The organism is Polymorphobacter fuscus (assembly GCF_011927825.1).
GTDB classification, from domain to species: domain Bacteria; phylum Pseudomonadota; class Alphaproteobacteria; order Sphingomonadales; family Sphingomonadaceae; genus Sandarakinorhabdus; species Sandarakinorhabdus fusca.
Genome location: NZ_JAATJI010000001.1, coordinates 1227995 through 1254825, shown reverse-complemented (window position 1 = coordinate 1254825; position 26831 = coordinate 1227995). Strand labels below are relative to the sequence as shown.

Genomic DNA, 26831 nt, shown 5'->3' with positions numbered 1-26831 from the left:
TCAAAGCGCCGGGCCATGACCGGACCCGCCCAGCCCTCCTCCGCGCCCCTGCCGCTATCGCTTGTCGCCGAGGGGCCGTTGACCGGCACCACCGGCGTTCCGGGCGACAAGTCGATCAGCCACCGGTCGCTGATGCTGGGGGCGCTTGCGGTGGGGGAAACCGTCATCGACGGCCTGCTGGAAGGCGAGGACGTGCTGGCCACCGCCGCCGCCATGCGGGCGATGGGGGCCGATATCACGCGCCGCGATTCGCGCTGGCACGTCCATGGCGTCGGCGTCGGCGGGCTGCTGCAACCGCAGGTGGCGCTCGACATGGGCAATTCGGGGACATCGACCCGGCTGCTGATGGGGCTGGTCGCCAGCCACCCGATCACGGCGACGTTCATCGGCGATGCCTCGCTGTCGCGCCGGCCGATGGGGCGGGTGATCGACCCGCTGGCGCTGATGGGCGCGCGCTTTGCGGCCAGCCCGGGCGGGCGGCTGCCGCTGACGATGACCGGCCTGTGTCCGGCGGTGCCGCTGACTTACACGCTTCCCGTCGCCTCGGCGCAGGTCAAGTCGGCGGTGCTGCTGGCCGGGCTCAACACGCCGGGCGAAACCACCGTCATCGAGCCGGTGGCGACGCGCGATCACAGCGAGCGGATGCTGGCGGGCTTCGGCGCCGTGCTGCGTATCGAAGGCACGGCGCAGGGCCGGGCGATCACCCTCACGGGCGAGGCCGAACTGCGGCCCCAGGCGATCACCGTGCCGGGCGACCCGTCGTCGGCGGCGTTTCCGATGGTGGCGGCGCTGGTCGTGCCCGGATCGGCGGTGACGATCACCAATGTCGGGATCAACCCGACCCGCGCCGGGCTGATCGGCGTGCTGCAGGCGATGGGCGCCGACATTGCGGTGGTGAACGAACGCAGCGTCGGCGGTGAGCCGGTGGCCGACCTGGTGGTGCGCCACAGCCCGTTGACCAGCATCGAGGTGCCGCCGGACGTGGTGCCGTCGATGGTCGATGAATTTCCGGTGTTGTTTGTCGCGGCCGCCTTTGCCAACGGCCGCACCGTGATGCGGGGCCTTGATGAGCTGCGCGTCAAGGAATCGGACCGGATCGCCGTGATGGCGCGCGGGCTGGCGGCGTGCGACGTGACGGTGGAGGAACTGCCCGACGGGTTGATCGTCAGCGGATCAGGCGGCGAGGCCGTGGGCGGCGGGGCGACCATCGCTACCGAACTCGATCATCGCATCGCCATGAGCTTCGCCGTGCTCGGCCTCCATGCCCGCCAGCCGGTCACCATCGACGATGCCCGGCCGATCGCCACCAGCTTTCCCGGCTTCGTCGCCATGCTGCAGGGGCTGGGTGCCCGCTGAGCCGAAGCGCGCCGCCAGCAGGCCGGCGATGCGCACCGCGGCGTCGCCGGCGCCATAGGGCAACGCCGGTTCCGCCATCCGCCCGAGCGCGCCGGCATCGGCGAGCAGCGCCCGCACGGCCGTGACGATGGCGGCGGTATCGGTGCCGACCAGCCGGGCATTGCCGCTGGCGACGCCTTCCGGACGCTCGGTCGCCTGGCGCAGCACCAGCACCGGCACGCCGAGTGCCGGTGCCTCCTCCTGGACGCCGCCCGAATCGGTCAGCGCCAGCGTCGCCTGGCCGAGCAGCCAGACGAACGCCGGATAGTCGAGCGGCGGCAGCAGATGGACCCCGGTAACCCCCGCCAGCCGCGCCTGCACCGGCCCGGCGACGTCGGGGCTCGGGTGGACGGGCAACACCACCTCGGCGATTTCGGCAAGGGCGGTGATGGCATCGAGGATGGCGGCGAGCGGCCGGCCATGGTTTTCGCGGCGGTGGACGGTGGCGACGACCAACGGCCGCCGCCGGTCGATGGCGGCAAAGCGCATCGCGAGGCGGTCGCGGGCGTCGGCATCGCCGGCCAGCCGGCGCCGGGTTTCGTGCAGGGCGTCGATGCCGGTGTTGCCGGTGACATGGATGGCGGCGGCGGCAATGCCCTCCCGCGCCAGGGCCTGCGCTGCCGCCGGCGTCGGTGCGAAGTGCAGGTCGGCGAGCTGGGCGATGGCGCGGCGGTGCATTTCTTCGGGAAAGGGGTCGCGCTGGCCCGACCGCAGCCCGGCCTCCACATGGGCGATCGGGCAGCCGGCATAGGCGGCAGCGACGGCACCGGCAAAGGCGCTGGCGGTGTCGCCCTGGACGATCACCGCCGCCGGCCGGGCGCGGGCGCATTCGGCGCTCAGCAGCGGCACCAGCGCGCCGACGACGTCGGCCGGCGACTGGCGCGGACGCATGATATCGAGGTCAAGATCCGGCGCGAGGTCGAATCCCGCCAGTGCTTCGATGAACAGCTGGCGATGCTGGCCCGTGGCGACAAGTCGTGTGGCAAGGCCCCGGGCGTGCAGGGCAAGGATAACCGGCGCAAGTTTTACCGCTTCGGGGCGCGTTCCCGCCACGAAGAGATACGCATTTTGTTGCTGTGCCCCCACAACCATTTCGAAAGGCTAGGCCAGGTCTGGAATCGCTGCAAGTCGCATTCCTGGCGGGGCTCAGCCGCGATCGGCGGCGCCTTCGCACAGGGCGCGGACGAGGTCGCGGCCCCAGGTGCTGGCCGACCAGCCGGTGGCGGCCTTCAGCGCGGCGGGGTCGATGGCGGCGACGGCGCTGCCGGTGCCCTCGATGCGGATATGGTCGGCGGCGCGGCGACGAAAATAGCCGAAGGCGGCGTCGGCGATTTCGGCGGCGGTCAGCGTGTGGCCACTGGCGACGACCATGTCGACCAGCCGTTCGCGGGTGGCGAGCCGCTGGACGGCGTCGACATATTCGGGGGTCCAGCCCCAGTCGCGCGGGCCGGTCTCGATGATCGTCGTCATCGTCGGCTCCGCACTGCCGGCGGCAGCGATGATCCGTGCCGTCAACGTGTCGCGGCGACCGAAGCGCGAATCGTGCGATTCGAGCAGGACGTTGGCGGTTTCGACCCCGCCGGCGCGAGCAGCGGCGACCCGGCGGACGCTGTCGCGAACCGCAGGTGCCGCAAGGTCGGCGACGTCGGCGACATGGATCAGCCGCGGCGGTGCGGGCGCTGCCGCTGCGGCGTAGAGCGCCCGCGCCAGCGTGTCGGCACGTTCGGCGCTGCCGTCGCCGATGGCAAAGACCAGCCGGGCATCGGCAACGGCAGCGGCAAGGTCACCATCGGCAACACTGGCCACCGCATCGGCAATGCCGAGGCGCGCGAGCAGGCGGCCGTCGCTTGCAAGCGCGGCGAGGGCGAGGCCGCGCGCATCGAGCAGGCGGGCGAGATAGGCGCCGACGTGATCGTCGGTGCCGATGATGAGGCAGGCGGGGGTGGTGGCAGGCGTGTCCATGGCCGCCATGTCGGAAACCCGCGCGCCAGCGTCAAGCGCCGGATGGCCAACGAAAAGGCGTTGAAGGCTGGCCACTTCGGCCGTATTGGTGCATCGCAGCGCAAGATGTCCGGTGCCATGGGCGCCGATTGCCCTTGCGGACGGGTGGCAAGAGCGGGCAGGCGGCACGAGCGGGCAGGCGGCACGGGCGGGCAGCAGACGAGCGGGCAGGCGTAGCGACAGGCGAACCAGTGGCATCGACGATCCTCAAACCCTACGAACAGCGCAAGGAGCCTGGCCCGATCAGCCGGATCCTGTTGTTCGCGCTGCTCTTGCTGGTGGCGGTGATCTATGGGTTGATGTCGGCGGTGTTGCCGATGCAGTTGATCACCTATCCGCTGGTACCGTTGCTGATCCTGATCGCGATCATCCTCTGGATGCTGCCCGACCTGGGCGGGATCCGGCAGGATTCGATGTCGTCCCTGATGATCTGGTACGTCGGCCTTGGCATCGTCTGGCCCAATTACGTCGCCTTCGACTTCCCGGGCCTGCCGTGGATCACGCCGGTGCGGATTGCGGTGTTCTCGATGCTGGCGATCGTCGTCATCAATTTTTCGACGTCGAAGGAATTTCGCGGCCGGATGAAAGAAACGATCGCCGAGCCCAAGTTGCTGAACTGGGTATTCTGGCTGTTCTGGGCGTGCACCACCTTTTCGCTGGTGTTTTCGAACAAGCCGGGCGAATCGATCAATCGCTACGCCAACAACCAGATCTTCTGGACGATGATGTTCCCGCTGGCGGCGTTCCTTGCGACCCGTCCGGGTTTCGTGATGAAGCTGGCCAAGGTCATCGTCGTCGCGACCGCCATCGTCATGGTCGCCGGGGTCTATGAATATCGCATCGAGCGGGTGTTCTGGCTCGACCATCTGCCGGCGTTCCTGAAGGTCGACCCCGAATATCTGGCGCGGGTGATGAAGTCCCAGGCGCGTGCCGGCACCGACATCTATCGCGTCCGCGGCACCTTTGCGACGAGCCTCTACTACAGCGAATTCCTCGCCATGGTGTTCCCGTTCTTCCTGCACTTCACAGCCAAGGAACGCCGGTTCTGGCCGTTCGTCGCGCTGCTGCTCGGCACGATCGGGATGATTGTCGTCATGTACCTGACCAATGCGCGGTCGGCGATGGTCGGGCTGCTGGCGGCATCGATCCTGTACCTGCTGTTCGTCTCGATGCGGCAGCGCACGCTCAACAAGCAGTCGATCTTCGGCACCGGCATGGTGCTTGCCTATCCGGCCGCCGTCGCGGTGCTGGCGGTGCTGGTCAATTTCTGGCCGCGCCTGCACGTCATGGTGCTCGGCGGCGGGCAGCATCAGGCAAGCTCGGATGCGCGCAAGGTGCAATGGGCGATGGGCTGGCCGAAGATCTTCTCGCACCCGTTCGGCTATGGCGTGTCGCGCAGTGGCGAGGCGCTCGGTTATTACAATCTTGCCGGCGAAATCACCGTGGACAGCCATTACCTGTCGATGATGCTCGACAGCGGCATCCTGGCGCTGCCGCTGTTCCTGATGTGCTTCTTCATCCCGGCGTGGTTGTGCTTCGTCAATTACAGCAATGCGCGAACGCCCGAGCAGGAACTGCTGGCACCGCTGGCGTTGGGGCTCATCAACTTCACCATCGTCAAGATGGTGCTGACGTCGGAAGGCAGCGTGCCCCTGGCTTTCATCATGAGCGGCTGTGCCATGGGGCTGATCTGGCAACGTTCGCATGCCAAGGCCGCGGCCGGTGTCGTCGATGCGCCCGCCGGGTCGCGGGCGCTGCCGCCACCGCACATGGCGCCGGCGCTCACCTACCGCGGATGAGCGGCGGCGCGCGGGACGGTTACCGCGCCTTTCGCACCATTCCGACCCGATGGGCCGACAATGACGCCTACGGCCATGTCAACAATGTCGTCTATTACAGCTGGTTCGACACGGCGGTGAATGCGCTGCTGGTCGAACGCGGCCTGCTCGACATCCGGGCCGGCGCCACCATCGGCCTCGTTGTCGAAACCGGCTGTCGATACCACCGATCGATCGCCTTTCCGGAAGACGTCGAGGCCGGTGTCCGCATCGCGCGAATGGGGACGTCGAGCGTGCGCTGGGAAGTCGGGCTGTTCACCGCCGGCCATGCGGCGCCGGCGGCCGAAGGCTTTTTCATCCACGTCTATGTCGATCGCGCCAGCCGCCGCCCGGCACCGCTGCCGCCGGACTGGCGGGCGGCGTTGGCGGGGCTGGCGGCCCTGCCTTCGGATGCCGGGGGCTGACGCTCCGGCTCTCTGGACAGCATCGGCCGGGCGCATTAATCGCCGCCGATGACCCAGCCCAGCGAATCCGTCCTGATCCTCGATTTCGGCAGCCAGGTGACGCAGCTCATCGCGCGCCGCATCCGCGAGGCCGGGGTCTATTCTGAAATCGTGCCGTTCGCCAAGGGCGGCGAGGCGTTCGAGCGGCTGCAGCCGCGCGCGGTGATCCTGTCGGGCAGCCCGGCATCGGTGTCCGACGACGGCTCGCCGCGGGTGCCGGACGCGGTGCTGGCCGCCGATGTGCCGATCCTGGGCATCTGCTATGGCGAACAGGTGCTGTGCGAGCAGACCGGCGGCAAGGTCGGCGCCTCCGGCCATCGCGAATTCGGTCGGGCCGACATCCAGGTTGTCGACGATTGCGCGCTGTTCGACGGCGTCTGGGCCAAGGGCGACCGGCCGCATGTGTGGATGAGCCATGGCGACCGCATCGAAGCGATCCCGCCCGGGTTCCGGCCGGTGGCGGTGTCGGACGGCGCCCCCTTTGCCGCCATCGCCGACGACGATCGCCGCCGTTACGGCGTGCAGTTTCATCCGGAGGTGGTGCATACGCCCGACGGCGCGGCGCTGCTCGCCAACTTCGTCCTCAAGGTCGCGGGCATGGCGCCGACCTGGAGCATGGCGGGCTTCCGCGCCGCCAAGATCGCCGAAATCCGCGAACAGGTCGGCAAGGAAAAGGTGCTGTGCGGCCTGTCGGGCGGGGTCGATTCGTCGGTGGCGGCGCTGCTCATCCATGAAGCCATCGGTGACCAGCTGACCTGCGTGTTCGTCGACCATGGCCTGTTGCGGCAGGGGGAGGCCGAACAGGTCGTCAGCCTTTTCCGCGAACATTACCACATCCCGCTGGTGCATGTGGATGCGTCGGACGTGTTCATGGCGGGCCTGGCCGGCATCACCGACCCTGAAAAGAAGCGCAAGTTCATCGGCGGCGCCTTCATCGACGTGTTCGAGGCGGAAGCGAAGAAGATCGGCGGCGCGCGCTTCCTGGCGCAGGGCACGCTCTATCCCGATGTCATCGAAAGCGTGTCGTTCACCGGCGGGCCAAGCGTGACGATCAAGAGCCACCACAATGTCGGCGGCCTGCCGGCGCGGATGAACATGGCGCTGGTCGAACCGCTGCGCGAGCTGTTCAAGGACGAGGTGCGCCGCCTTGGGGTGGAACTCGGCCTGCCGCCGGCGTTCGTCGGGCGGCACCCGTTTCCGGGGCCGGGGCTGGCCATCCGCATTCCCGGCGAAGTGACGAAGGAGGCGTGCGACACGCTGCGCAAGGCCGACGCCATCTACCTCGAGGAAATTCGCAAGGCCGGGCTGTACGACGATATATGGCAGGCGTTCGCGGTTCTGCTGCCGGTCCGCACCGTAGGCGTGATGGGCGACGGCCGCACCTATGACAAGGTCTGCGGGCTGCGCGCCGTGACCAGCGTCGATGGCATGACGGCGGACGTCTATCCGTTCGACAGCGCCTTCCTCAGCCGCTGCGCGACGCGCATCGTCAACGAAGTCCAGGGCATCAACCGGGTCGTCTACGACTATACTTCGAAGCCGCCGGGCACGATCGAGTGGGAATGACGCGAGCCACGCCGACTTTTCGATAAACTCGAACGGTCACGGCAGGATTATCCCACTGAACCGGGGGGTGGCGGCGCGCTACATCGGCGTCAGCAAGAACGCTCCTTTTGGCTTCAGGAGACACGCCATGACAACTGCAACACAGAACCCCGGCCTGGCGGTCGGCGAGCGCGGCCTTCAGGCCTATCTGCCCGCCATCGGCCGGGTCGGCATCGCCGCCATCTTCATCCTCAGCGGCATCAGCAAGCTGACGGCCCCCGAAGGGACCATCGGCTATATCGCGTCTGCCGGGCTGCCGCTGCCGCAGGTCGCGCTGGTGCTGGCGATCCTCCTCGAGCTGGTCGGCGGCGCGCTGCTGGCGATCGGCTATCGTACCCGGCTGGTCGCGGCGGTTCTCGCCGTGTTCACCGTCGCGGCGGCGATCTTCTTCCACGCGGCGCTCGACGACCAGAACCAGTTCATCCACTTCTTCAAGAACCTCGCCATCGCCGGCGGCCTGCTGCAGGTCGTGGCCTTCGGCGCCGGGCGGTTCAGCGTCGACAACCGCGGCTGAGCCCCAGGTTACGTCCGATCGACCATCGGCCAGGCAGCGAGCGCTGCCTGGCCGATGGCGTTGAGGCGATCCCGCGGCACACCATCGCGGGCCAGGACCGACAGGCCCTGGATGACGGCGATGACGAGCCCGGCGAGCGCCGCTGCATCCGTACCGGGCGGCAGCACCCCGGCGCCGATGTCGCGGGTGATCGCGTCCTGCAAATGCCCGGCGATGGCGGCGCGGATATCGGCGATGGCGCGCTGGACATCGGCGGCGGCGTCGGAACCGCTGGCAGCGGCGCTGGCAAGCAGGCAGCCGCCGGGAGTCGTCGCACCGGTAAAACCCGTCGCAGCGGCGGCCAGCAGATCCTGCGCTGCGGCGCGTGCGGTGGCGGCGCCGGCAATGCGCGCGGCCATGTCGGCGGGATCGCCGGCGTATCGCGCCACCGCGGCGAGGAACAGCCGCTTCTTGTCGCCGAACGCCGTATAGAGGCTGGGCGCCGTGATCCCCATGGCGCGGGTCAGATCGGCGATCGACGTCGTTTCATAGCCATGGCGCCAGAAAGCGAGCATGGCCTGTTCCAGCGCCCGATCGCGATCGAACGACAGCGGGCGGCCGGTCTTGCGGCGGGACGCCTGGTTTGATTCCATAGTGACCATTCCGAAACTGGTTGACCTTTGGTGACCCAGGTAGCAGGTGTTTGCTATCGATCGCTAGGAAAGTCTTGACCATGTCCCTCACCGCCTATCGCACGCTCGGCTGCTCGGGCCTGGTCGTCAGTCCGCTGGCGCTGGGGACGATGACCTTCGGCAGCGGTGGCTGGAACGCCGATGCGCCGACGGCGCGCGCCATCTTCGACGCCTATCGCGGCGCCGGCGGCAATGTCATCGACACCGCCGACATCTATGCCGGCGGCGAAAGCGAGACGCTGGTCGGGCAGTTCATCCGGGACAGCGGTGCGCGCGACGCGGTGGTGCTGGCGACGAAGTTCGGGTTCAACGCCACTGCGACGGCATCGGGCGGCGGCAACCCGCATGCCGGCGGCGCCGGCGCCAAGAACATCCACCGCGCCCTCGATGCCTCGCTGCAGCGGCTGGGGACCGATTATGTCGATCTTTACTGGATGCATGTCTGGGATGGTGTCACGCCGGTGGCGGAGATCGTGCAGACGCTTGGTGACCTCGTGCGGGCGGGCAAGATCCGCTATTTCGGCTTTTCGGACATGCCGGCCTGGGTGGCGATGCAGGCCGCGACGATCGCTGCCGAACGCCATGTGCCGGGGCCGATCGCCATGCAGCTCGAATATTCGCTGGTGGCGCGCGATATCGAGGCCGAACATCTGCCGGCAGCCCGCGCCGCCGGCATGGCAGTGATGCCGTGGAGCCCGCTGGCCGGGGGCTTTCTGACCGGCAAATACCGGCGCGGCGCCACCGGCGACACCGGCCGGCTGAGCGGCGCCAATCCCTTCGGCAACAGCAAGTTCGCCGACCGAAACTGGGCGATCCTCGATGTCGTCAAGGCGGTCGCCGGTGAACTCGGGCGGCCGGCGGGGCAGGTGGCGCTGGCCTGGGCGATGGCGCAGCCGGGGGTCGGTTCGACGTTGGTCGGCGCGCGCACGCGCGAGCAGCTGGACAGCAATATCGCCGCCGCGACGATCCGGCTCGACGACGACCAGCTGGCGCGGCTCGATGCTGCCAGTGCCCCGACACCGGGGTTCACTGCGGCGCTGGCAGCACCAGCGGTCCGGCGGTTGATATTCGGCGGGCATGACGTGGCAGGCTGGTAGGCCCGCCGGCGCTATTCCTTCGCCGGATGGAGCTGCACCCAGCGGGAATCGAGCCGCGCCTGCAGGTTTTTGGGCGCACGCTGGACCAGCGTGATGCCTTCCAGCACCGGCATGTCGCGTTGCAGCAGCCGTTCGCGCCAGCCATGGCCGATGTCGTAGATGGCGGTGTCCTCGCGCTCCGTGCCATTGTCGGTGTAGCGGGTGACGACGCCGATCGGCAGGCGGCCGGCCTTGCGGTCGTCGCCGACGGCCTTGTGGAGGGCCGCTGCGAACCAGTCCGCCTCGATCCGCGGGTTGCCAACGGTATCGACGCTGGCAACGCCAAGTGCGGCCGGGAAAACGATGGTCTGCGTCTGGATCACGCGCTCGGCGTTGGGGGAGGCGAGGCGCAGCGTTTCGCCGGCGGCGTCGGCGGTCGCGGTCAGCACCAGCGGCGCGACGGCGGCGGGTTTGGCCCGGGCAGCGGCAGCGGTGGCGGCGCGGTTGGCGACCCGGTCCTGGTGCGAGTCCCACAGGCTGATGCCCGAGATGACCAGCGCCAGGATGCCGACGGTTTCGCCGATGCTGATCCAGCGGCGGCGCTTGGCGGCGGCGGCGGGGGTTTCGGTCATGGTCGGGATCCGGTTGATGGCACTGGCACGGCTTATGCCCGACGCTGCCTTAACGCGGCAAGACAGCCAGGATCATCGCGGCAACGTCTTCGGGCGGCTTGACCGTCTGCGGGTCTTCGCCGGGGAAGGCGCGCGCCCGCATTGCGGTCCGGGTGGCACCCGGGTTGACGACATGGGTGCGGATGCCGGTGATCGCCTCGACCTCCAGCCCGTAGATGGCGATCATGCTTTCCAGCGCCGCTTTCGACACTGCATAGGCCCCCCAATAGGCGCGCGGTTCATGGCCGACGGTGGAGGTCAGCGCCACGACATCGGCGGTCGGGCTCTGCCGCAGCCACGGGTCGAAGGCGCGGACCAGCCGCCAGTTGGCGGTCAGGTTGAGGTTGATGACGCTGTTCCATTCCTTGACCTCGATATGCGGCAGCGGTGCCAGCGTGCCGAGCTGCCCGGCGTTGAGGACGAGGAGGTCGAGCCGGCCCCAGCGGGCGCCGATGGCGGCGGCGAGGCGATCGATGGCGTCGCTGTCGGCAAGGTCGAAGGGGGCGATGGTGGCGGTGCCGCCGGCGCCGTGAATCTTGCCCTCGACTTCGGCAAGATGCTGCTCGCTGCGCCCGGTGAGGATGAGGTGATAGCCGGCCTGGGCGAGCGCCAGCGCCGTGGCGGCGCCGATGCCGCGGCTGGCGCCGGTGACGAGAGCGATCTTCTGGGTGGATTCGGCGGTGTCGGTCATCGGTGACTTCTCTGCTCCCCTCCCGGGACGGGAGCGGGTTTATTTCGGGGATTGTGGGGGCGGCAAGGCCCACCGACCCCTCCCGTTTCGGGAGGGGAGAAGGGAAAGGGCTAGATCACGCGTTCGGCGAGCAGGCTCAGCTGGTCGGGGATTTCGACATCCTCCTGGTCGGTCAGGCGGGTGGGATAGTCGCCGGTGAAGCAGGCGTCGCAATATTGCGGGGCATTGTCGTTGCGCTTGGCTTCGCCGAGGGCGCGATACAGGCCGTCGGTGGACAGGAAGGCAAGGCTGTCGACCTTGATATAGTCGCGCATCGCCTCGACGTTCATCTGCGCCGCCAGCAGCTTCGACCGTTCGGGCGTGTCGACGCCATAATAGCAGCTGTGGCGGGTCGGCGGGCTGGCGATGCGCATGTGCACCTCCTCGGCGCCGGCTTCGCGCAGCATCTGGACGATTTTCAGCGACGTGGTGCCGCGCACGATCGAATCATCGATCAGCACGATGCGCTTGCCGGTGATCATCGCGCGGTTGGCATTGTGCTTGAGCTTGACGCCCAGGTTGCGGATCTGGTCGCCGGGCTGGATGAAGGTGCGCCCGACATAGTGCGATCGGATGATGCCGAGTTCGAACGGCAGGCCCGATTCCTGGGCATAGCCGATGGCGGCCGGGGTGCCGCTGTCGGGCACCGGGACGACCATGTCGGCATCGATGGCGCTTTCACGCGCCAGTTCGGCGCCGATGGCCTTGCGCACCTGATAGACGCTGTTGCCCTCCACGACCGAATCGGGACGACTGAAATAGACATGTTCGAAGATGCACGGGCGCGGCCGCTGGGCCTCGAACGGGCGCAGGCTGCGCAGGCCGCGGGGCGAGATGATGATGAGTTCGCCCGGCTCGACAGCGCGCAGGAAGGTGGCGCCGACGACATCGAGCGCGACGGTTTCCGAGGCAAGGATGTAAGAATCGCCCAACCGGCCGAGCACCAGCGGGCGGACGCCGAGCGGGTCGCGGCAGGCGAGCATGCCTTCCGGCGTCAGGCAGATCAGGCTGTAGGCGCCTTCGACGCGCTTCAGCGCATCGATGAAACGGTCGAGCAGGGTGCGATAGCCCGAGGTCGCGACGAGGTGGATGATGACTTCTGTGTCGCTGGTCGACTGGAAGATCGAGCCGCGGCGGACGAGATCGCGGCGCAGCGTCATGGCATTGGAGATATTGCCATTGTGGCAGATGGCGAAACCGCCCGACGACAGTTCGGCGAACAGCGGCTGGACGTTGCGCAGCGCGGTTTCGCCGGTGGTTGAATAGCGATTGTGGCCGATGGCGATCTCGCCCTTCAGCTTGCGGATCACCTCGTCCGAATCGAAATTGCCCGCGACATGCCCCATGGCGCGATGGGTGTGGAAATCGCGGCCATCGAAGGTGGTGATGCCGGCGGCTTCCTGGCCGCGATGCTGGAGGGCGTGGAGGCCGAGCGCCACCAGCGCCGCGGCGCCATCGGCGCCATAGACTCCGAAGACCCCGCATTCCTCATGCAGATGGTCGTCCTCCCACGGGTCGGTGGTGAGCATGTGATCGGTCATTGCAATGGGAGCCTCGTCAGCGCCGCGCCTTGGCGGCATATAGGGGCGGGCAGCGCGCTTGTCGCCCCCCAAACCGTCCCGGAAGTGTCACATGAGCCATGAAAACAGCCTGTCGCTCGAACCCCGCTGGGATGCGGCGGGGTTGATCACCGCTGTCACCACGGATGCCGAGACCGGCGACCTGCTGATGGTGGCGCACATGAATGCCGATGCGCTGGCCGCGACGATCGCCACCGGCGAGGCGCATTACTGGAGCCGGTCGCGGCAGCAATTGTGGCACAAGGGCGCGACGTCGGGGCATATCCAGCGCATTGTCGAGATGCGGGTCGATTGCGACCAGGACGCGATCTGGCTGAAGGTCGCGCCGGCGGGGCCGGCGTGCCACACCGGCGAACGGTCGTGTTTTTACCGGCGGTTGACCGACGGCGGGCTGGTGCGGGATGCAGTCGGATGACGGCGCTGATCGCCGGCGCGACGGGGCTGGTGGGGTCGCGGGTGCGGGCGCTGGTGCCGGGCGCCATTCCGGTCGGGCGTCGCGCCACCGGCGTGGCCGGCGAGGTGGTCGCGGATTTTGCCGCGCTGCCGCCGCTGCCCGCCGCCGAAGTGGCGATCTGCGCCTTGGGCACGACGATCCGCGCCGCGGGCAGCGAGACGGCCTTTCGTGCCGTCGACCATGACGCGGTGCTTGCCTTTGCCCGGGCGGCGCAGGTGGCCGGCGTTTCCCGCTTCATCGTCGTGACGGCAGTCGGTGCCGATCCAGCCTCCCGCGTCTTCTATTCGCGGGTCAAGGGCGAGGTCGAGCGCGACCTGGCGGCGTTGGGGTTCGCCCGGCTCGATATCATCCGGCCGGGGCTGATCCTGGGGCCGCGCGACGACCGGCGGCCGGTGGAGGCGGTGCTGCAGGTCATCGTGCCCTGGCTCGGCCCGTTGCTGGTCGGCAGGCTGGCGCGCTACGGCGGAATCCCGGCCGAAGTCGTGGCCGGCGCCATCGCCGTGCTCGCCGACCGCGTGGTGTCGGGGCGCTTCGTCCACGAAAACCGGGCGCTGGTGGCGCTGGCTGCGGCTTGACCCTTACGTTAACGTAAACTAGAATCATTCGCATGTCCGACGCCGTGCATGCCTTCGCCGTTCTGCAGCTGCCGCACGGCCCCGGCACGGCCGAAAGCTTCACCATTACCGAGCTGTCGACGACCTTCAACGTCACGCCGCGCGCCATTCGCTTCTACGAGGACCAGGGGCTGATCGCGCCGGAGCGGCAGGGACAGAACCGGGTCTATTCGCGCCGCGACCGGGCCCGGCTGGCGTGGATCCTGCGCGCCAAAAATGTCGGTTTCAGCCTCGCCGAAATCCGCGAGATGATCGACCTTTACGATCTTGGCGATGGCCGCTCGACGCAGCGGCGGGTGACGCTCGACAAATGCCGGGCGCGGATCCAGGCGCTTGCCGAGCAGCGCGCCGATATCGACGCGACGATCGAGGAACTCGAAATGTTCTGCACGCTGGTCGAAACGGTCTCGCCAAAGGCCGCCAACCAGTAATATTCGTACAGTATAAGGGAAATCATGCCAGCCTATCGTGCCCCGGTGAAGGACACCCAGTTCGTCCTCGACGCCGTTGTCGGCCTTGAAAAATATTCGAACCTGGAAGGCTTTGGCCAGGCGACGCCCGATGTCGTCAAGGCGATCCTGGAGGAAGGCGGCAAGTTTTGCGAGAATGTGCTGGCGCCGATCAACCTGTCCGGGGACATCGAGGGCTGCACCCGCCACGACGACGGCAGCGTGACGACGCCGGCGGGGTTCAAGGCCGCCTATGACCAGTTCGTCGAGGCCGGTTGGGGGACGCTGATGGCCGACGAAGCCTTTGGCGGCCAAGGCCTGCCCTATGTCGTCGGCACCGCTTTCAGCGAATATATGTCGAGCAGCAACATGGCGTTCGGCATGTATCCGGGGCTGAACGAAGGCGCGCAGGCAGCGATCGAGGCGGTCGGCAGCGCCGAACAGAAGCACCGGTTCCTGCCCAACATGGTCAAGGGCGTTTGGACCGGGACGATGAACCTGACCGAGCCGCATTGCGGCACCGACCTCGGCCTCATCCGCACCCGCGCCGCGCCGCAGGACGACGGCAGCTACAAGATCACCGGCACCAAGATCTTCATTTCGGCCGGCGAGCACGACCTGTCCGACAATATCATCCATCTGGTGCTGGCCAAGACCAGCGGGGCGCCCGACAATGTGAAGGGCATTTCGCTGTTCATCGTGCCCAAGTTCCTCGTCAACGACGACGGGTCGCTGGGGGCGCGCAACGGCGTCGTCTGCGGGTCGATCGAGCACAAGATGGGCATTCACGCCAACGCCACCTGCGTGCTCAACTATGACGGCGCCACCGGCTATCTGCTGGGGGAGGAGAATAAGGGCCTGCGCGCCATGTTCATCATGATGAACGCGGCGCGGCTCGGGGTCGGCGTCCAGGGGCTGGCGATGGGCGAGGTCGCCTATCAGAACGCCGTGGACTATGCCCGGGACCGCACCCAGGGCCGGGCGCTGACCGGGCCGGCGGACCCGGCGGCCAAGGCCGACCCGATCATCGTTCACCCCGACGTGCGGCGGATGCTGATGGACGGCCGCGCTTTCAACGAGGGTGCGCGGGCGCTGATCCTGTGGGGGGCGTTGCAGGTCGATCTGGCCGGTAAGGCGGCGACGCCCGAGGAACGCCAGCTCGCCGACGACCTGATCAGCCTGCTGACGCCGGTGATCAAGGGCTATTGCACGGACCTCGGCTACCGCATCGCCACGGAGAGCCAGCAAGTGTTCGGCGGGCATGGCTATATTCGCGAATGGGGGATGGAGCAGTTCGTCCGCGATGCGCGGATCGCGCAGATCTATGAGGGCACCAACGGCATCCAGGCGATGGACCTTGTGGGGCGCAAGCTCGGGGCAAATGGCGGGCGCGGGACGCAGGCCTATCTGGCGCTGGTCAATGGCGCGCTGGCCGATGCCAGGGGTGACGAACGGCTGGCCGAAATTGCCGCGCCGCTGGAAAAGGCGCTGGGCGATCTGCAGGCGGCGACGATGTGGCTGTTGCAGAACGGCCTGGCCAATCCGAACAATGCCGGCGCCGGTGCGACGGCCTATCTGCACCTGATGGGGATCGTCGCCCTCGGTCACATGTGGCTTTTGATGGCCGGGGCGAGCCATGCGGCGCTTGATGCCGGGACGACCGATACCGACTTCCATACAGCGAAGCTGGTGACGGCGCGCTATTACGCCCAACGCTATTTTCCGGATGCGCGGGCGTTGCGGGCCAAGCTGGAGGCCGGGAGCGAGGCGATGATGGCGATGCCGGTTTCGGCGTTTTAGCTCCCCTCCCGCTTGCGGGAGGGGCTGGGGGTGGGCAGTGGGGCCCACGACCAGCAGCACAATAGAGAACCCACCCCCGACCCCTCCCGCAAGCGGGAGGGGAGCAGAAGGATCGACCATGGCTGAAGCCTATATCTACGACGCCGTCCGCACGCCGCGCGGCAAGGGCAAGAAGGACGGCAAGCTCCACGAGATCACGCCGATCCAGCTCGGCACCCAGGTGCTGCAGGCGGTGCGTGACCGCACCGGCATCGACACCAGCGACGTCGACGATGTGATCTTCGGCTGCGTGTCGCCCGTTGGGGAGCAGGGCAGCGACATCGCGCGCGTCGCCGTGCTCAACGCCGATTATGCCGAAACGACGGCGGGCGTGCAGATCAACCGCTTCTGTGCCTCCGGCCTCGAAGCCGTCAACATGGCCGCGGCCAAGGTGATGACCGGCGAGGCGCTGTTCGCCATCGGCGGCGGTGTGGAGAGCATGAGCCGGGTGCCGATGGGCAGTGACGGTGCCGCCTGGGCGATGGACCCGGCGGTGGCGTGGAAGACCTATTTCGCGCCGCAGGGCATCGGTGCCGATCTGATCGCGACGAAATATGGCTTCAGCCGCGCCGACGTCGATGCCTATGCGATGGAATCGCAGAAGCGCGCGGCCCGGGCCTGGTCGGAAGGCCGGTTCAAGGGCTCGGTGGTGCCGGTCAAGGACGTCATCGGCGAAACCGTGCTCGACCATGACGAGCATATGCGCCCGCAGACCGACATGCAGTCGCTCGGCGGCCTGGCGCCGGCGTTCGCCGCCATGGGCGAGCAGATGCCCGGCTTCGATGCCATCGCGTTGATGCGTTACCCCGAGATCGAGAAGATCGACCATGTCCATCACGGCGGCAATTCGTCGGGCATTGTCGACGGCGCGTCGGCGGTGCTGATCGGATCGAAGGCGATGGGCGAGAAATACGGCCTGCGGCCGCGCGCGCGCATCCGCGCCATGGCGTCGATCGGGTCGGAGCCGATGATCATGCTGACCGGCCCCGAGTTCGTCGCCGCCAAGGTGCTGCAGCGCGCCGGGATGACCACCGACGATATCGACCTGTTCGAGCTCAACGAAGCCTTTGCGTCGGTGGTGCTGCGCTACATGCAGGCGATGAACATCGACCATGACCAGGTCAATGTGAACGGCGGCGCGATTGCCATGGGGCACCCGCTCGGCGCCACCGGCGGGATGATCCTCGGCACGGTGCTCGACGAGCTCGAGCGGACGGGCAAGGGCACGGCGCTGATCAACCTGTGCGTCGGCGCCGGCATGGGCACCGGGACGATCATCGAGCGAATCTGAACCGCCTTCCCGCTTGCGGGCGAGGCCGGCGGATCCTGCCACAGCTTGCCCGCGCTCCCCCACCCCCGACCCCTCCCGCAAGCGGGAGGGGAGCAGTGGAGACCCCAAATGACCGATACCGCAATCCGTTCCGAACTCGATGCCGATGGCATCCTGCTGCTCACCATCGACGTCCCCGGCCAGTCGATGAATGTCATCACCCCCGAAGTGCAGCGCGACCTCGCCGCCGCGATCGTGCGGCTGAAGACCGATGACGCCGTAAAGGGCGCCGTGCTGACCAGCGGCAAGCCGTCGGGCTTCATGGCTGGCGCCGACCTGAAGGGCATGGGTGCGCTGTTCGGCGGCGGTGTGGCATTGCCCGCCGGAGCCGGAGGCGACCCGCAGACTGCTCCCAAATCGAAGATGGCGGCGTTGTTCGACGGCGTCTTCCAGCTCAACCGCCTGCTGCGCGACCTCGAAACCTGCGGCAAGCCGGTGGCGGCGGCGGTCAACGGGCTGGCGCTCGGCGGCGGGCTGGAGTTCGTTCTCGCCTGTCATTATCGCGTCATCGCCGACAATCCGAAGATCACGCTGGGCCTGCCCGAAGTCATGGTCGGGCTGTTCCCGGGCGCCGGCGGCACGCAGCGGCTGCCGCGTCTGATGGGGGTGCAGCCGGCGCTGATGTACCTGCTGCAGGGCAAGAACATGTCGCCGCAGGAAGCGCTCGGCTTCGGCGTCGTCCAGGCGGTCGTGCCGGCCGACCAGGTGGTCCAGGCCGCCAAGGATTGGGTCAAGGCCAACCCGACCAAGGGCGTGCAGCCCTGGGATGAGAAGAATTTCAAATTCCCCGGCGGCGTCGGCGCCTTCAACCCCGCCTTTGCCCAGACCTTCATGGCCGGCACCGCGATGACGCATGTCAACGCCGGCGACAATATGAACGCCCCAAAGGCGATCCTCAGCGCCGTCTATGAAGGCACGCAGCTGCCGATGGACACCGCGATCCGGGTGGAGAGCAAATATTTCGCCAAGGTCGTCGCCGACCCCCAAGCCGGCAACATGATCCGCAGCCTGTTCGTGTCGAAACAGGCCGCCGAAAAGGGCGCCCGCCGCCCCGCCGGCGTGGCCGCAATGCCGACGAAGAAGATCGGCATGCTCGGCGCCGGGCTGATGGGGGCCGGGGTGGCGATGGTGACGGCGCAGGCCGGCATCGCGGTGGTGCTGCTCGACCGTGATCTGGCCGCGGCCGAAAAGGGCAAGCAGTACACCGCCGACCGGCTGGCGAAGAAGCGCACCGACCCGGCCAAGGCGCAGGCGATCCTCGACCGCATCCACCCGACGGCCGATTATGCCGACCTCGCCGGTTGCGACCTGATCATCGAAGCGGTGTTCGAAACCCGCGAGATCAAGGCCGATGTGACCAAGGCCACCGAGGCGGTCGTCGGTGCCGACACAATCTTCGGCTCGAACACCTCGACGCTGCCGATCACCGGCCTTGCCACCGCCTGGTCGAAGCCGGCGAACTTCATCGGCATCCACTTCTTCTCGCCGGTCGAAAAAATGCCGCTGGTGGAAATCATCGTGGGCAAGGAGACGGGGCCGGAGGCGATCGCCAAGGCGCTCGACTATGTCGCCGCGATCCGCAAAACGCCGATCGTCGTCAATGATTCCCGCGGCTTCTACACGTCGCGTTGCTTTGGCACCTATGTCCAGGAAGGGCTGGCGCTGCTCGGCGAAGGCACGGTGCCGGCGCTGATTGAAAATGTCGGCAAGCAGATGGGCATGCCGGTCGGGCCGCTGGCGGTGAACGACGAAGTCGGGCTCGACCTGTCGTATAAGGTCGGGCAGCAGACCAAGGCCGATCTGGGCGACAAATATGTCGAACAGCCTGGCGTCGCCGTCATCGAGACGATGCACGAGCTTGGCCGGCAGGGGCGCAAGAACGGCAAGGGATTCTATGTCTATCCCGAGGGCGGCAAGAAATATCTGTGGCCCGATCTGGTCGCCACGGTCAGTGACGGCCTCGCGCCGACACAGCCGACGCCGGAGGCGGTGCGCGAGCGGCTGCTCTACCGCCAGCTGGTGGAATGTGCGCGCTGCTTTGCCGAAGGCGTGCTCGAAACGCCCGAGGATGGCGACCTGGGCGCAATCTTCGGCTGGGGCTTTGCGCCGTTCACCGGCGGGCCGTTCAGCCATATGGACACGATCGGCCTCGCCAATGTCGTCGCCATTCTCGACGGGCTGGCGCAGCGCCACGGCGAACGCTTCGCCCCGCCGCATCTGCTGCGCGACATGGCCGAAAAGGGCGAGACCTTCTACGGCCGCGCCCGGTTGAAGGCGGCGGCATAGGTGTAGGGTCAAGCGACCCATCATCGTCACCCCCGCGAAGGCGGGGGTCCATCTCCCGAGTTCTGGAAATGGACCCCCGCCTTCGCGGGGGTGACGGGGTGGTTGGGGCGAAGGCGTGCGTCCCTCGACTTCGCTCGGGATAAGCGGAACTGGAGCCGTAGCCAGTGAGCAAGCCCGCGGTTGACGCTGCCGCGGCGGCGGGGCAGGTGGCGCCATGCCTCGCATCCTGTTGATCCTGCTCGCCGCCGCGCTGGCGTTGCCGGTGCTGCTTGGCGCCTGGGGCGTGATGTCGGCGGTGCAGGACCCGCGCATCGCCCGTTACACCGTGGCGATGCCGGGCCTGCGGGCGCCGCTGCGCGTCATCCAGCTGTCGGACAGCCATGCCAGTGCCATCGACATGCCGCCGCAACGGCTGCAGCGGGTGGTGGCGATGATCAACGCGCGGAAGCCCGACCTGATCGTGCTGACCGGCGATTATGTTTCGGGCAACCCCGACAGCTGGACGCCGGCGCAGACCCGTGCCGCGCTGGCGCCGTTCAACGACCTCGCGGCGCCGCTCGGCGTCTATGCAGCGCTGGGTAACCATGATGATCGCGCCAAGACCGCGCCCGCGCTCGTCGCCGGTCCGGTGCGACTGCTTGTCGGCACGCGCGCCGATGCCGGGCCGGTCACCATCGTCGGTGCAGACGATGTCATGCGCGGCAGCCCGGCGGTGGAGGACATGCGCCGCGCCATCCGACGCGCGCCCCGTGACAAGCCGGTGCTGGTGATCGTCCACGAACCGACCTATTTCCAGTGGCTGCAGACGCGCCCGGTGCTGATGCTGGCCGGGCATACCCATGGCGGACAGATCAAGCTGCCGATCCTGGGCGCCTGGTCGATCAATGCCTATTATGCCGCACACCAGCGCGGCCTGTTCCGCGCCGGTGCCCAGACGATGATCGTGTCATCGGGGCTGGGCACCACCAATGTGCCGGTGCGCATCGGCGTGCCGCCCGAAATCGTCGAGCTGACGTTGGTTCCGGGCGGCCAGCCGTTGGCGTCGGGCGGCAGTCCGCCGATGCCGGCGGATCAGCCGGGCAGGAAGTCCGGCACCGACAGATAACGTTCGCCGGTGTCATAGTTGAAACCCAGCACCCGGCTGCCGGCGGGCAGGTCGGGCAGCTTCTGCGCGATCGCCTGCAGCGTCGCCCCCGATGAAATTCCGACCAGCGTGCCTTCTTCGGTCGCAGACCGCAGCGCCATGGCCTTGGCGGCGCCGGCATCGACCTGGATGACGCCGTCGAGCAGCTGGGTGTGGAGGTTGGCGGGGATGAAGCCGGCGCCGATGCCCTGGATCGGGTGCGGGCTCGGCTGGCCGCCGGAAATCACCGGCGATGCGGCCGGTTCGACGGCAAACACCTTCAGCGCCGGCCAGGCCTTTTTCAGCACTTCGGCGACTCCGGTGATATGCCCGCCGGTGCCGACCCCGGTGATCAGCACGTCGATCGGCGTATCGGCGAAATCGGCGAGGATTTCCTCGGCCGTCGTGCGGACATGGACGTCGATGTTGGCGGGGTTTTCGAACTGGCCGGGCATCCAGCTTCCGGGCGTTTCGGCGACCAGCTCGGCGGCGCGGGCGATGGCGCCCTTCATGCCCTTTTCGCGCGGCGTCAGGTCGAAAGTGGCACCATAGGCGAGCATCAGCCGGCGGCGTTCGAGCGACATCGATTCGGGCATGACGAGGACGAGCTTGTAGCCTTTCACCGCCGCGACCATGGCGAGGCCGATGCCGGTGTTGCCGCTGGTCGGTTCGATGATGGTGCCGCCGGGTTGCAGCGTGCCATCGGCCTCGGCGGCCTCGATCATCGCCACGGCGATGCGGTCCTTGATCGATCCGCCGGGGTTGGCGCGTTCGGACTTGATCCAGACTTCGGCATCGGGGAACAGCCGCGCGACGCGGATATGCGGCGTGTTGCCGATGGTATCGAGGATGCTGCGGGCTTTCACGTGCGACTCTCCTGAATTCGTTGCTGCAATCTATACCGCAACGCTCGGTTTTTCGTCACCCGCCATATCGACGGGACGCGGTTCGGGCACGTCGAAGCGGTCGGCGCGGCGCAGTTCGGGAAAGCCCCAGGCCCAGGCGAAGGTGACGATGATGGCGCCGATGCCGCCGGCGACGACGGCTTCCTCCGGCCCCAGCCACGCCGCGGTGACGCCGCTTTCGAACTCGCCCAGCTCGTTGGAGGCGGACACGAACAGCATCGACACCGACGATACCCGGCCGCGCATGGAATCAGGCGTGTGCAGCTGGATCAGCGAGGCGCGGACGTACATGGAGATCATGTCGGCGGCGCCGAGCACGACCAGCGCCGCCAGCGAGATGCGGATGTCGGTCGACAGGCCGAAGACGATGGTGGCGACGCCGAACAGCCCGACGCAGACGAACATCACCGGGCCGACGCGGCGGCTGAGCGGGCGAAAGGCCAGCACCAGCGCCGTCAGCGCGGCGCCTACCGCCGGCGCGGCGCGCAGCGGCCCCAGCCCTTCGACACCGACATGGAGGACATCGCGGGCATAAACGGGCAGCATCGCGGTGGCGCCGCCGAGCAGCACCGCGAACAGGTCGAGGCTGATGGCGCCAAGAACGATGCGGTTGTTGCGGACATAGCCGAGCCCTTCGACCAGGCTGCGCCAGGGCGAGACGGTCGACGGTTCGGGGCGCGGCACCGGGCCGATGCGGAACAGCGCGATCAGCGTCGCGGTGAACAGCCCGGCCGCGGTCAGATAGGGAATGGCCGGCGCCGCGGCATAGAGGAACGCCCCCAGCGGCGGCCCCGCCACGGCGCCGGCCTGCCAACTGATCGAATTGAGCGCGATCGCCGAGGGCAGGATGGCGCGTGGCACAAGGTTGGGGGCGAGTGCGGACAGCGAGGGCCCGGCAAAGGCGCGGGCGACGCCGAACAGGAAGGCGACGACGAACAGCGCCCGGATAGTGATGTCGTCGTGCAGCACCAGCCAGGCCAGCGCCGCCGCACAGCCAAGCTCCAGCGCGGTTGCGGCGCGGGCGATATGGCGGCGGTCGACGCGGTCGGCGATGACTCCGACGACAAGGGTCAGGCTGAACATCGGCACGAATTGCACCAGCCCGACCATGCCGAGCAGGAAGGCGGCATCGCGCGGGCTCATGGTGGCGCGGGCGATGTCATAGACCTGCCAGCCGATGACGATGACCAGCATCATGCTGGCGATGGTGCCCATGAACCGCGCCGCCCAGAAGGCGCGATAATTGGCGATCCGGAACGGTGCGGGGATGTTGGCCACGGTGCGACGATCTAGGGGCGGGACGCGGGATCGGCAAGGAACCCGGACCGCCGCCGATCCGATTGCGTCGCGGAATCGGCTATGGCAGGGGGTGGATGGGGGACGATCACGATGGCCGGCTATCGCTGTCAATGCCTTGAACGCGGCCGCACGCGCATCGGCGCGCGGCGGGAAAGCAGATTCCCATGTTGCAGGAGGCAGATCGTCGGTAAACCCCTTGTGCCGATGGCGGTGCCGAGCCTTGTATGTTGAGCCTTCAGCCGCTGCGCATTCCCGGCGGATGGATCATCGAATGGAATACACTTTACGAAACCAGTCGCGCCGAACGGGGAGACTTCGGGGGATCGTCGGTATTTCGGGCCGTCAATGAACGGCAACGGTTTTCCGTCGATGTCGAATTTCGTCCGGAATTCGATCCGGACGGCAAATTTCATCTGGTCGTGGTCTATCAGCCATGGCCGCGCACCGAACGCGGGCGGCGCCGCACCAATCTGCCCTTTCTGTTCGATGGGTCCGCCGAAACCGTCCATGATGCCGAAATGCCGGATTATGCGACGATGATCGCTGAACTCGAGCGCTGGCTGGCACGCTGCAGCGGCTGGATGCGGGAAGGCAATTAGGCGCTTGGCCCGCCGGATTGCGGCGGGCCGACAACCACGAAGCCATCGCGCACGTCCGCGGCGCGGATTGTGCGCGAAATCGCCAAAACGGCAATCGCGTACCAGACGGACCGGAAGGCGGCATCGTGCCCACCATCGCCTGACCCGCGACGATGGCGGGCCGGCGGCGGGTGCTGGACGGCTCGTTACGGCATCGTCTATCCTTGGGCATGGCCGACCTGCGCCACCAGATTTCCGGCCATGCCATCGGATCGCGGTGCGTGGCGGTGCTGTTGGCGGTGGCCGAGGCGGGCAGCATCCGCAGGGCGGCGGCGGCGCTGGGCATCACGCCGGCCGCGATCAGCAAGATGGTGCGGCAGGCCGAAGCGCGGCTCGGCGGCCCGGTCTTTGCCCGGTCGGCGGCCGGCGTCGAACCGACGCCGGTCGGCCGGCGGTTTCTCGATGCCGGGCGCGACGCGCTGGGCCAGTTGGCGGCGGCGCAGGAGGCGTTCGAGCGCGAATGCGGGGGGCCGGGCGGGCGGCTGCGCATCGGCACCGGGCCGTTCGCGGCCGGTGCGGTCGCCGCGCGGCTGATTCCGCAGGCGCGGCTGCGCTGGCCCGACCTGCAGATCAGCATGACCCTAGGCAGCGCCGACGCGCTGTTGCGCGGCCTGTGCCAGGGCGTCCACGACATTGCGATCTGCCATCTGGAAGACCTCAGCGTGCCACAGGGGTGCACCGCGCATCGCATCCAGACGCTGCGGTCGGTGGTGCTGGCGCGGCCGCAAAACCCGCTCGCCGGGCGCGCGTGCGTCGCCTGGCCCGACATCGCCCCCTATGCGCTGGCCGGTTTCGAACAACCCTATAGCCGCTTCCTGCGCTGGTATCGGGAGCAGGTCGGCGTCGATCCCCGCATCGCCTTCATGGGTCCGGACTTCGACCTGCTGGCGCAAAGCGTGCTCGAATCGGACGTGCTGCTCATCACCGCCGCCGGGATCGGTGCCCGGCTGTGCGCTTCGCACGGGCTGGTCGAACTGCGCATGGCGGGCCCGCGTTTCGACCATGACGTGTTCTGCGTGCTGGCGGACGGGGCCCGGACTCCCGCCGTGACCGCCATCGCCGCGCTGATCGACGAGACGATTTCGTTCGACGAGCAATGACCGTCAGGGTGTGTCCTGCCGGTTGACACCCCGGCAACCGCACCGCGTCTATTCAGCGCCTCCCCAGGGCCTATTGCCGGTTGCGCCGCGCGCCCGTCGCGCGGGTCGGCATGGGGGGAGACGGACATGCGCCGCGTCATCTGGTTTCGCGATGCCCTGCTGGCGGGGGCGTCGCTCGCCCTGCTGGCGGCGCAGCCCGCGCAGGGGCAACCCGCGCAGGCGCCGGGCGCTGCCGCCAATCCGCTGCTGGACCCGGATGCCGCCGCAAACCGGCATTTTCACCCCGAAGGCAAGCCGCCATCTGCGGCCACGCTTGCCGTCCGCGCGCAACTGGCCGCGGCGCTGCCGTTCAGCGACACGCGCGACCTGGCGGAAGCCCGGCGCGGTTTCATTGCGCCGCTGCCGGCGAACACGGTGATGGCCGACGCGGGCCATATCGCCTGGGACCTCGACAGCTACAAGTGGCTGCTGCAGGACCACGACTTCACCAGCATCAACCCGTCGCTGCTGCGCATGGCGCGGCTGAACATGAACGCCGGCCTGTACGAAGTCCTGCCGGGCAAAATCTACCAGGTGCGCGGGCTCGACCTCACCAACATCACCTTCGTGAAGGGCGCGACCGGCTGGATCGTCTTCGACCCGCTGACGACGCAGGAAGTGGCGCGTTTTGCGCTGAAGTTCATCAACGACCGGCTGGGCCGCCGGCCGGTGGTCGCGGTCGTCTATTCGCACAGCCACATCGACCATTTCGGCGGCGTCCGCGGTGTCGCGTCCGAAGCCGATGTCCGCGCCGGCCGCACCCGGATCATTGCCCCCGACAATTTTCTGCGCGAGGCGATTTCGGAAAATGTCTTTGCCGGCAATGCGATGAGCCGTCGCAGCCGTATCCAATATGCCACCATCCTGCGGCGCAGTCCCTTCGGCCATGTCGACCAGTCGCTCGGCAAGAATGTGTCGGCGGGAATGCCGACGCTGATCGCGCCGACGACGTCGATCAAGGCCGATCTCGAGGCGCTGACGATCGACGGGGTCAAGATGGTGTTCCAGAACACCCCCGATACCGAGGCGCCGGTGCAGATGCACACCTGGTTCCCCGAATGGAAGGCGTTCTGGTCGGCGGAGAATGTCACCGGCACTATCCACAATGTCTACACGCTGCGCGGCGCGCCGGTACGCAACAGCATGGAATGGTCCAAGCAGATCAACCTGGCGATGAACCTGTTTCCCGACATGGAGGTGATGTTCGCGTCGCATCACTGGCCACGCTGGGGCAATGCCCGGGCGATGGAGGTGCTGCGCGCCCAGCGCGACCTTTACGCCAACATGCATTCGCAGGTGCTGCACCTCGCCAACCAGGGGGTGACGATCAACCAGGTCCACAATGTCTATCGCGTGCCGAAATCGTTGGAGCAGCAATGGGCCGCCCGCAGCTATCATGGCGCGCTCGGCAACAATGTCCGCGCCATCGTCAACCGCTATCTCGGCTATTGGGATGGCAACCCGGCCAATCTGGAACCGCCGTCCCCCACTGCGATCGGCCCGTTGTTCGTCGAGATGATGGGGGGTGCCGATCCCATTCTCGCCAAGGGCCGGACGCTGAACGGCAACGGCCAATATCGCGAGGCGGCGCAGATCCTCCAGCATCTCGTCTATGCCCAGCCGACCAACCAGGCGGGGCGCAACCTGCTCGCCGACGCCTTCGAACAGCTGGGCTATCAGAGCGAGAGCACCAGCTTTCGCAATTCCTACCTGCAGCTCGCCGCCGAACTGCGCAGCGGCATCGCCGATGTGGCGGTGGCCAATTCGTCGAGCCCCGATATCGTCAGCAGCATGACGACGGCGCAATGGCTCGATTTCCTCGGCATCAGCATGGACAGTCGCAAGGCCGAATCCATGGCATGGACCGTCAACCTGGTGACGCCCGACAATGGCGAGCGCTTCAAGATCGAGATGTCGAACGCGACGTTGCACAATATCCAGGGGTTCACCGACCCCAAGGCGGCGCTGACGATCACCGTCAACCGCGCCGACCTGACGCAGGTGATGATGGGGACGAACACGTTCGAGGAACTGGAACAGGCGGGCCTGGCGCGATTCGAAGGCGATCGCCGGCCGTTCGACGAACTGCGGTCGACCCTGACCGTGTTCACGCCGGATTTCGAGATTTTTCCCGGCACCCGCAACGCGCGGCCGGTGCAGACCGGTGCCAAGCCGTTCCAATATGTGGTCGATCGGCTGGCGATTTCGGAATGAGGGGACTTACAGCGGTT

General features: G+C 67.7%; 23 protein-coding genes and 1 pseudogene. 16 read left to right on the top strand and 8 right to left on the bottom strand.

Going from position 1 to position 26831, the window contains the following annotated elements; genetic code table 11:
* Positions 1 to 15: 15 nt before the first annotated feature.
* Positions 16 to 1356 (top strand): 3-phosphoshikimate 1-carboxyvinyltransferase, encoded by a 1341-nt coding sequence (gene aroA, locus GGQ62_RS06005; protein ID WP_152578772.1) that lies wholly within the window; start codon positions 16 to 18, stop codon positions 1354 to 1356.
* Positions 1357 to 1383: 27 nt separating this feature from the next.
* Here aroA and wecB read toward each other — a convergent pair.
* Together wecB and GGQ62_RS05995 are read right to left on the bottom strand one after the other, a co-directional pair.
* Positions 1384 to 2487: pseudogene (gene wecB / locus GGQ62_RS06000) on the bottom strand (non-hydrolyzing UDP-N-acetylglucosamine 2-epimerase); the annotation flags it as partial.
* A gap of 54 nt (positions 2488 to 2541) precedes the next feature.
* On the bottom strand, positions 2542 to 3357 hold the full coding sequence (locus tag GGQ62_RS05995; protein WP_152578771.1) for a GDP-mannose 4,6-dehydratase: 816 nt from the start codon (positions 3355 to 3357) through the stop codon (positions 2542 to 2544).
* 230 nt (positions 3358 to 3587) lie between these two features.
* On the opposite strand from GGQ62_RS05995, the gene GGQ62_RS16685 reads away from it, so the two are divergent.
* From GGQ62_RS16685 to GGQ62_RS05975, 4 genes are all read left to right on the top strand, one after another.
* Entirely contained in the window at positions 3588 to 5195 is a 1608-nt protein-coding gene (locus tag GGQ62_RS16685; protein WP_152578770.1) for an O-antigen ligase family protein, read from the top strand.
* Complete coding sequence (locus GGQ62_RS05985) at positions 5192 to 5638, top strand: acyl-CoA thioesterase (RefSeq protein ID WP_152578769.1); 447 nt, start codon at positions 5192 to 5194, stop codon at positions 5636 to 5638. The genes GGQ62_RS16685 and GGQ62_RS05985 overlap by 4 nt, the downstream gene beginning before the upstream one ends.
* Before the next feature lie 48 nt (positions 5639 to 5686).
* Positions 5687 to 7243, top strand: coding sequence for a glutamine-hydrolyzing GMP synthase (guaA, locus tag GGQ62_RS05980; protein WP_152578768.1), 1557 nt, complete (start codon positions 5687 to 5689; stop codon positions 7241 to 7243).
* A gap of 127 nt (positions 7244 to 7370) precedes the next feature.
* Complete coding sequence (locus GGQ62_RS05975) at positions 7371 to 7796, top strand: DoxX family protein (RefSeq protein ID WP_152578767.1); 426 nt, start codon at positions 7371 to 7373, stop codon at positions 7794 to 7796.
* 8 nt (positions 7797 to 7804) lie between these two features.
* Here the strand turns inward: GGQ62_RS05975 and GGQ62_RS05970 are convergent, their stop codons facing one another.
* The gene (locus GGQ62_RS05970) at positions 7805 to 8428 is read right to left on the bottom strand and encodes a TetR/AcrR family transcriptional regulator (RefSeq protein WP_152578766.1); all 624 of its coding nucleotides are present in this window, start codon (positions 8426 to 8428) and stop codon (positions 7805 to 7807) included.
* Positions 8429 to 8508: 80 nt separating this feature from the next.
* On the opposite strand from GGQ62_RS05970, the gene GGQ62_RS05965 reads away from it, so the two are divergent.
* The gene (locus GGQ62_RS05965; protein WP_152578892.1) at positions 8509 to 9564 is read left to right on the top strand and encodes an aldo/keto reductase; all 1056 of its coding nucleotides are present in this window, start codon (positions 8509 to 8511) and stop codon (positions 9562 to 9564) included.
* Between the two features lie 11 nt (positions 9565 to 9575).
* Here GGQ62_RS05965 and GGQ62_RS05960 read toward each other — a convergent pair whose 3' ends face one another.
* The 3 genes from GGQ62_RS05960 to purF form a co-directional block, all read right to left on the bottom strand.
* A complete protein-coding gene (locus GGQ62_RS05960; RefSeq protein ID WP_152578765.1) occupies positions 9576 to 10175 on the bottom strand; it encodes a hypothetical protein in 600 nt (199 codons plus the stop codon).
* Between the two features lie 49 nt (positions 10176 to 10224).
* Positions 10225 to 10905, bottom strand: coding sequence for an SDR family NAD(P)-dependent oxidoreductase (locus tag GGQ62_RS05955; RefSeq protein ID WP_152578764.1), 681 nt, complete (start codon positions 10903 to 10905; stop codon positions 10225 to 10227).
* Between the two features lie 110 nt (positions 10906 to 11015).
* The gene (gene purF, locus GGQ62_RS05950) at positions 11016 to 12473 is read right to left on the bottom strand and encodes an amidophosphoribosyltransferase (RefSeq protein ID WP_152578763.1); all 1458 of its coding nucleotides are present in this window, start codon (positions 12471 to 12473) and stop codon (positions 11016 to 11018) included.
* A 103-nt stretch (positions 12474 to 12576) separates the two neighbouring features.
* On the opposite strand from purF, the gene hisI reads away from it, so the two are divergent.
* The 7 genes from hisI to GGQ62_RS05915 all read left to right on the top strand — a co-directional run bounded on the left by hisI (position 12577) and on the right by GGQ62_RS05915 (position 20601).
* Positions 12577 to 12939, top strand: coding sequence for a phosphoribosyl-AMP cyclohydrolase (gene hisI, locus GGQ62_RS05945; protein ID WP_152578762.1), 363 nt, complete (start codon positions 12577 to 12579; stop codon positions 12937 to 12939).
* Positions 12936 to 13553 carry a Rossmann-fold NAD(P)-binding domain-containing protein gene (locus GGQ62_RS05940; RefSeq protein WP_152578761.1) on the top strand — a complete coding sequence of 206 codons (618 nt, stop codon included), beginning with the start codon at positions 12936 to 12938 and terminating at the stop codon, positions 13551 to 13553. Before hisI ends, GGQ62_RS05940 begins: the two co-directional genes overlap by 4 nt.
* 32 nt (positions 13554 to 13585) lie before the next feature.
* Positions 13586 to 14023: a MerR family transcriptional regulator gene (locus GGQ62_RS05935; protein ID WP_152578760.1), complete on the top strand. Its 438-nt coding sequence runs from the start codon at positions 13586 to 13588 to the stop codon at positions 14021 to 14023.
* Between the two features lie 24 nt (positions 14024 to 14047).
* The gene (locus GGQ62_RS05930) at positions 14048 to 15841 is read left to right on the top strand and encodes an acyl-CoA dehydrogenase C-terminal domain-containing protein (RefSeq protein ID WP_152578759.1); all 1794 of its coding nucleotides are present in this window, start codon (positions 14048 to 14050) and stop codon (positions 15839 to 15841) included.
* A 118-nt stretch (positions 15842 to 15959) separates the two neighbouring features.
* Complete coding sequence (locus GGQ62_RS05925; protein ID WP_152578758.1) at positions 15960 to 17171, top strand: acetyl-CoA C-acetyltransferase; 1212 nt, start codon at positions 15960 to 15962, stop codon at positions 17169 to 17171.
* A gap of 108 nt (positions 17172 to 17279) precedes the next feature.
* On the top strand, positions 17280 to 19496 hold the full coding sequence (locus GGQ62_RS05920; RefSeq protein WP_152578757.1) for a 3-hydroxyacyl-CoA dehydrogenase NAD-binding domain-containing protein: 2217 nt from the start codon (positions 17280 to 17282) through the stop codon (positions 19494 to 19496).
* A gap of 214 nt (positions 19497 to 19710) precedes the next feature.
* Positions 19711 to 20601 carry a metallophosphoesterase gene (locus GGQ62_RS05915; RefSeq protein ID WP_152578756.1) on the top strand — a complete coding sequence of 297 codons (891 nt, stop codon included), beginning with the start codon at positions 19711 to 19713 and terminating at the stop codon, positions 20599 to 20601.
* On the opposite strand, the gene cysK is transcribed toward GGQ62_RS05915, so the two are convergent.
* The gene (cysK, locus tag GGQ62_RS05910; protein ID WP_152578755.1) at positions 20568 to 21485 is read right to left on the bottom strand and encodes a cysteine synthase A; all 918 of its coding nucleotides are present in this window, start codon (positions 21483 to 21485) and stop codon (positions 20568 to 20570) included. The two genes, GGQ62_RS05915 and cysK, sit on opposite strands and share 34 nt — an antisense overlap.
* Positions 21486 to 21515: 30 nt before the next feature.
* Positions 21516 to 22802, bottom strand: a complete 1287-nt coding sequence (locus GGQ62_RS05905; RefSeq protein WP_152578754.1) for an MFS transporter — start codon at positions 22800 to 22802, stop codon at positions 21516 to 21518.
* Between the two features lie 245 nt (positions 22803 to 23047).
* Between GGQ62_RS05905 and GGQ62_RS05900 the strand changes: the two genes are divergently transcribed.
* From GGQ62_RS05900 to GGQ62_RS05890, 3 genes are all read left to right on the top strand, one after another.
* The gene (locus GGQ62_RS05900) at positions 23048 to 23422 is read left to right on the top strand and encodes a hypothetical protein (RefSeq protein ID WP_152578753.1); all 375 of its coding nucleotides are present in this window, start codon (positions 23048 to 23050) and stop codon (positions 23420 to 23422) included.
* Between the two features lie 209 nt (positions 23423 to 23631).
* Positions 23632 to 24561 carry a LysR family transcriptional regulator gene (locus tag GGQ62_RS05895; protein ID WP_167649498.1) on the top strand — a complete coding sequence of 310 codons (930 nt, stop codon included), beginning with the start codon at positions 23632 to 23634 and terminating at the stop codon, positions 24559 to 24561.
* Positions 24562 to 24687: 126 nt separating this feature from the next.
* Positions 24688 to 26814: an alkyl/aryl-sulfatase gene (locus GGQ62_RS05890; protein ID WP_152578751.1), complete on the top strand. Its 2127-nt coding sequence runs from the start codon at positions 24688 to 24690 to the stop codon at positions 26812 to 26814.
* The last annotated feature ends 17 nt before the right edge of the window (positions 26815 to 26831 follow it).

Excerpts from the sequence above, each read along its gene's own strand:
- purF (WP_152578763.1), bottom strand. The coding sequence starts at position 12,473 with ATGCTCACCACCGACCCGTGGGAGGACGACCATCTGCATGAGGAATGC.
- GGQ62_RS05925 (WP_152578758.1), top strand. The coding sequence starts at position 15,960 with ATGGCTGAAGCCTATATCTACGACGCCGTCCGCACGCCGCGCGGCAAG.
- GGQ62_RS05955 (WP_152578764.1), bottom strand. The coding sequence starts at position 10,905 with ATGACCGACACCGCCGAATCCACCCAGAAGATCGCTCTCGTCACCGGC.
- GGQ62_RS05960 (WP_152578765.1), bottom strand. The coding sequence starts at position 10,175 with ATGACCGAAACCCCCGCCGCCGCCGCCAAGCGCCGCCGCTGGATCAGC.
- GGQ62_RS05930 (WP_152578759.1), top strand. The coding sequence starts at position 14,048 with ATGCCAGCCTATCGTGCCCCGGTGAAGGACACCCAGTTCGTCCTCGAC.
- guaA (WP_152578768.1), top strand. The coding sequence starts at position 5,687 with ATGACCCAGCCCAGCGAATCCGTCCTGATCCTCGATTTCGGCAGCCAG.
- GGQ62_RS05890 (WP_152578751.1), top strand. The coding sequence starts at position 24,688 with ATGCGCCGCGTCATCTGGTTTCGCGATGCCCTGCTGGCGGGGGCGTCG.
- GGQ62_RS05915 (WP_152578756.1), top strand. The coding sequence starts at position 19,711 with ATGCCTCGCATCCTGTTGATCCTGCTCGCCGCCGCGCTGGCGTTGCCG.
- GGQ62_RS05900 (WP_152578753.1), top strand. The coding sequence starts at position 23,048 with ATGTTGAGCCTTCAGCCGCTGCGCATTCCCGGCGGATGGATCATCGAA.
- GGQ62_RS05975 (WP_152578767.1), top strand. The coding sequence starts at position 7,371 with ATGACAACTGCAACACAGAACCCCGGCCTGGCGGTCGGCGAGCGCGGC.
- hisI (WP_152578762.1), top strand. The coding sequence starts at position 12,577 with ATGAGCCATGAAAACAGCCTGTCGCTCGAACCCCGCTGGGATGCGGCG.
- GGQ62_RS05940 (WP_152578761.1), top strand. The coding sequence starts at position 12,936 with ATGACGGCGCTGATCGCCGGCGCGACGGGGCTGGTGGGGTCGCGGGTG.
- GGQ62_RS05985 (WP_152578769.1), top strand. The coding sequence starts at position 5,192 with ATGAGCGGCGGCGCGCGGGACGGTTACCGCGCCTTTCGCACCATTCCG.
- GGQ62_RS05895 (WP_167649498.1), top strand. The coding sequence starts at position 23,632 with ATGGCCGACCTGCGCCACCAGATTTCCGGCCATGCCATCGGATCGCGG.
- GGQ62_RS05935 (WP_152578760.1), top strand. The coding sequence starts at position 13,586 with ATGTCCGACGCCGTGCATGCCTTCGCCGTTCTGCAGCTGCCGCACGGC.
- GGQ62_RS05995 (WP_152578771.1), bottom strand. The coding sequence starts at position 3,357 with ATGGACACGCCTGCCACCACCCCCGCCTGCCTCATCATCGGCACCGAC.
- aroA (WP_152578772.1), top strand. The coding sequence starts at position 16 with ATGACCGGACCCGCCCAGCCCTCCTCCGCGCCCCTGCCGCTATCGCTT.
- GGQ62_RS05920 (WP_152578757.1), top strand. The coding sequence starts at position 17,280 with ATGACCGATACCGCAATCCGTTCCGAACTCGATGCCGATGGCATCCTG.
- GGQ62_RS05965 (WP_152578892.1), top strand. The coding sequence starts at position 8,509 with ATGTCCCTCACCGCCTATCGCACGCTCGGCTGCTCGGGCCTGGTCGTC.
- GGQ62_RS05970 (WP_152578766.1), bottom strand. The coding sequence starts at position 8,428 with ATGGAATCAAACCAGGCGTCCCGCCGCAAGACCGGCCGCCCGCTGTCG.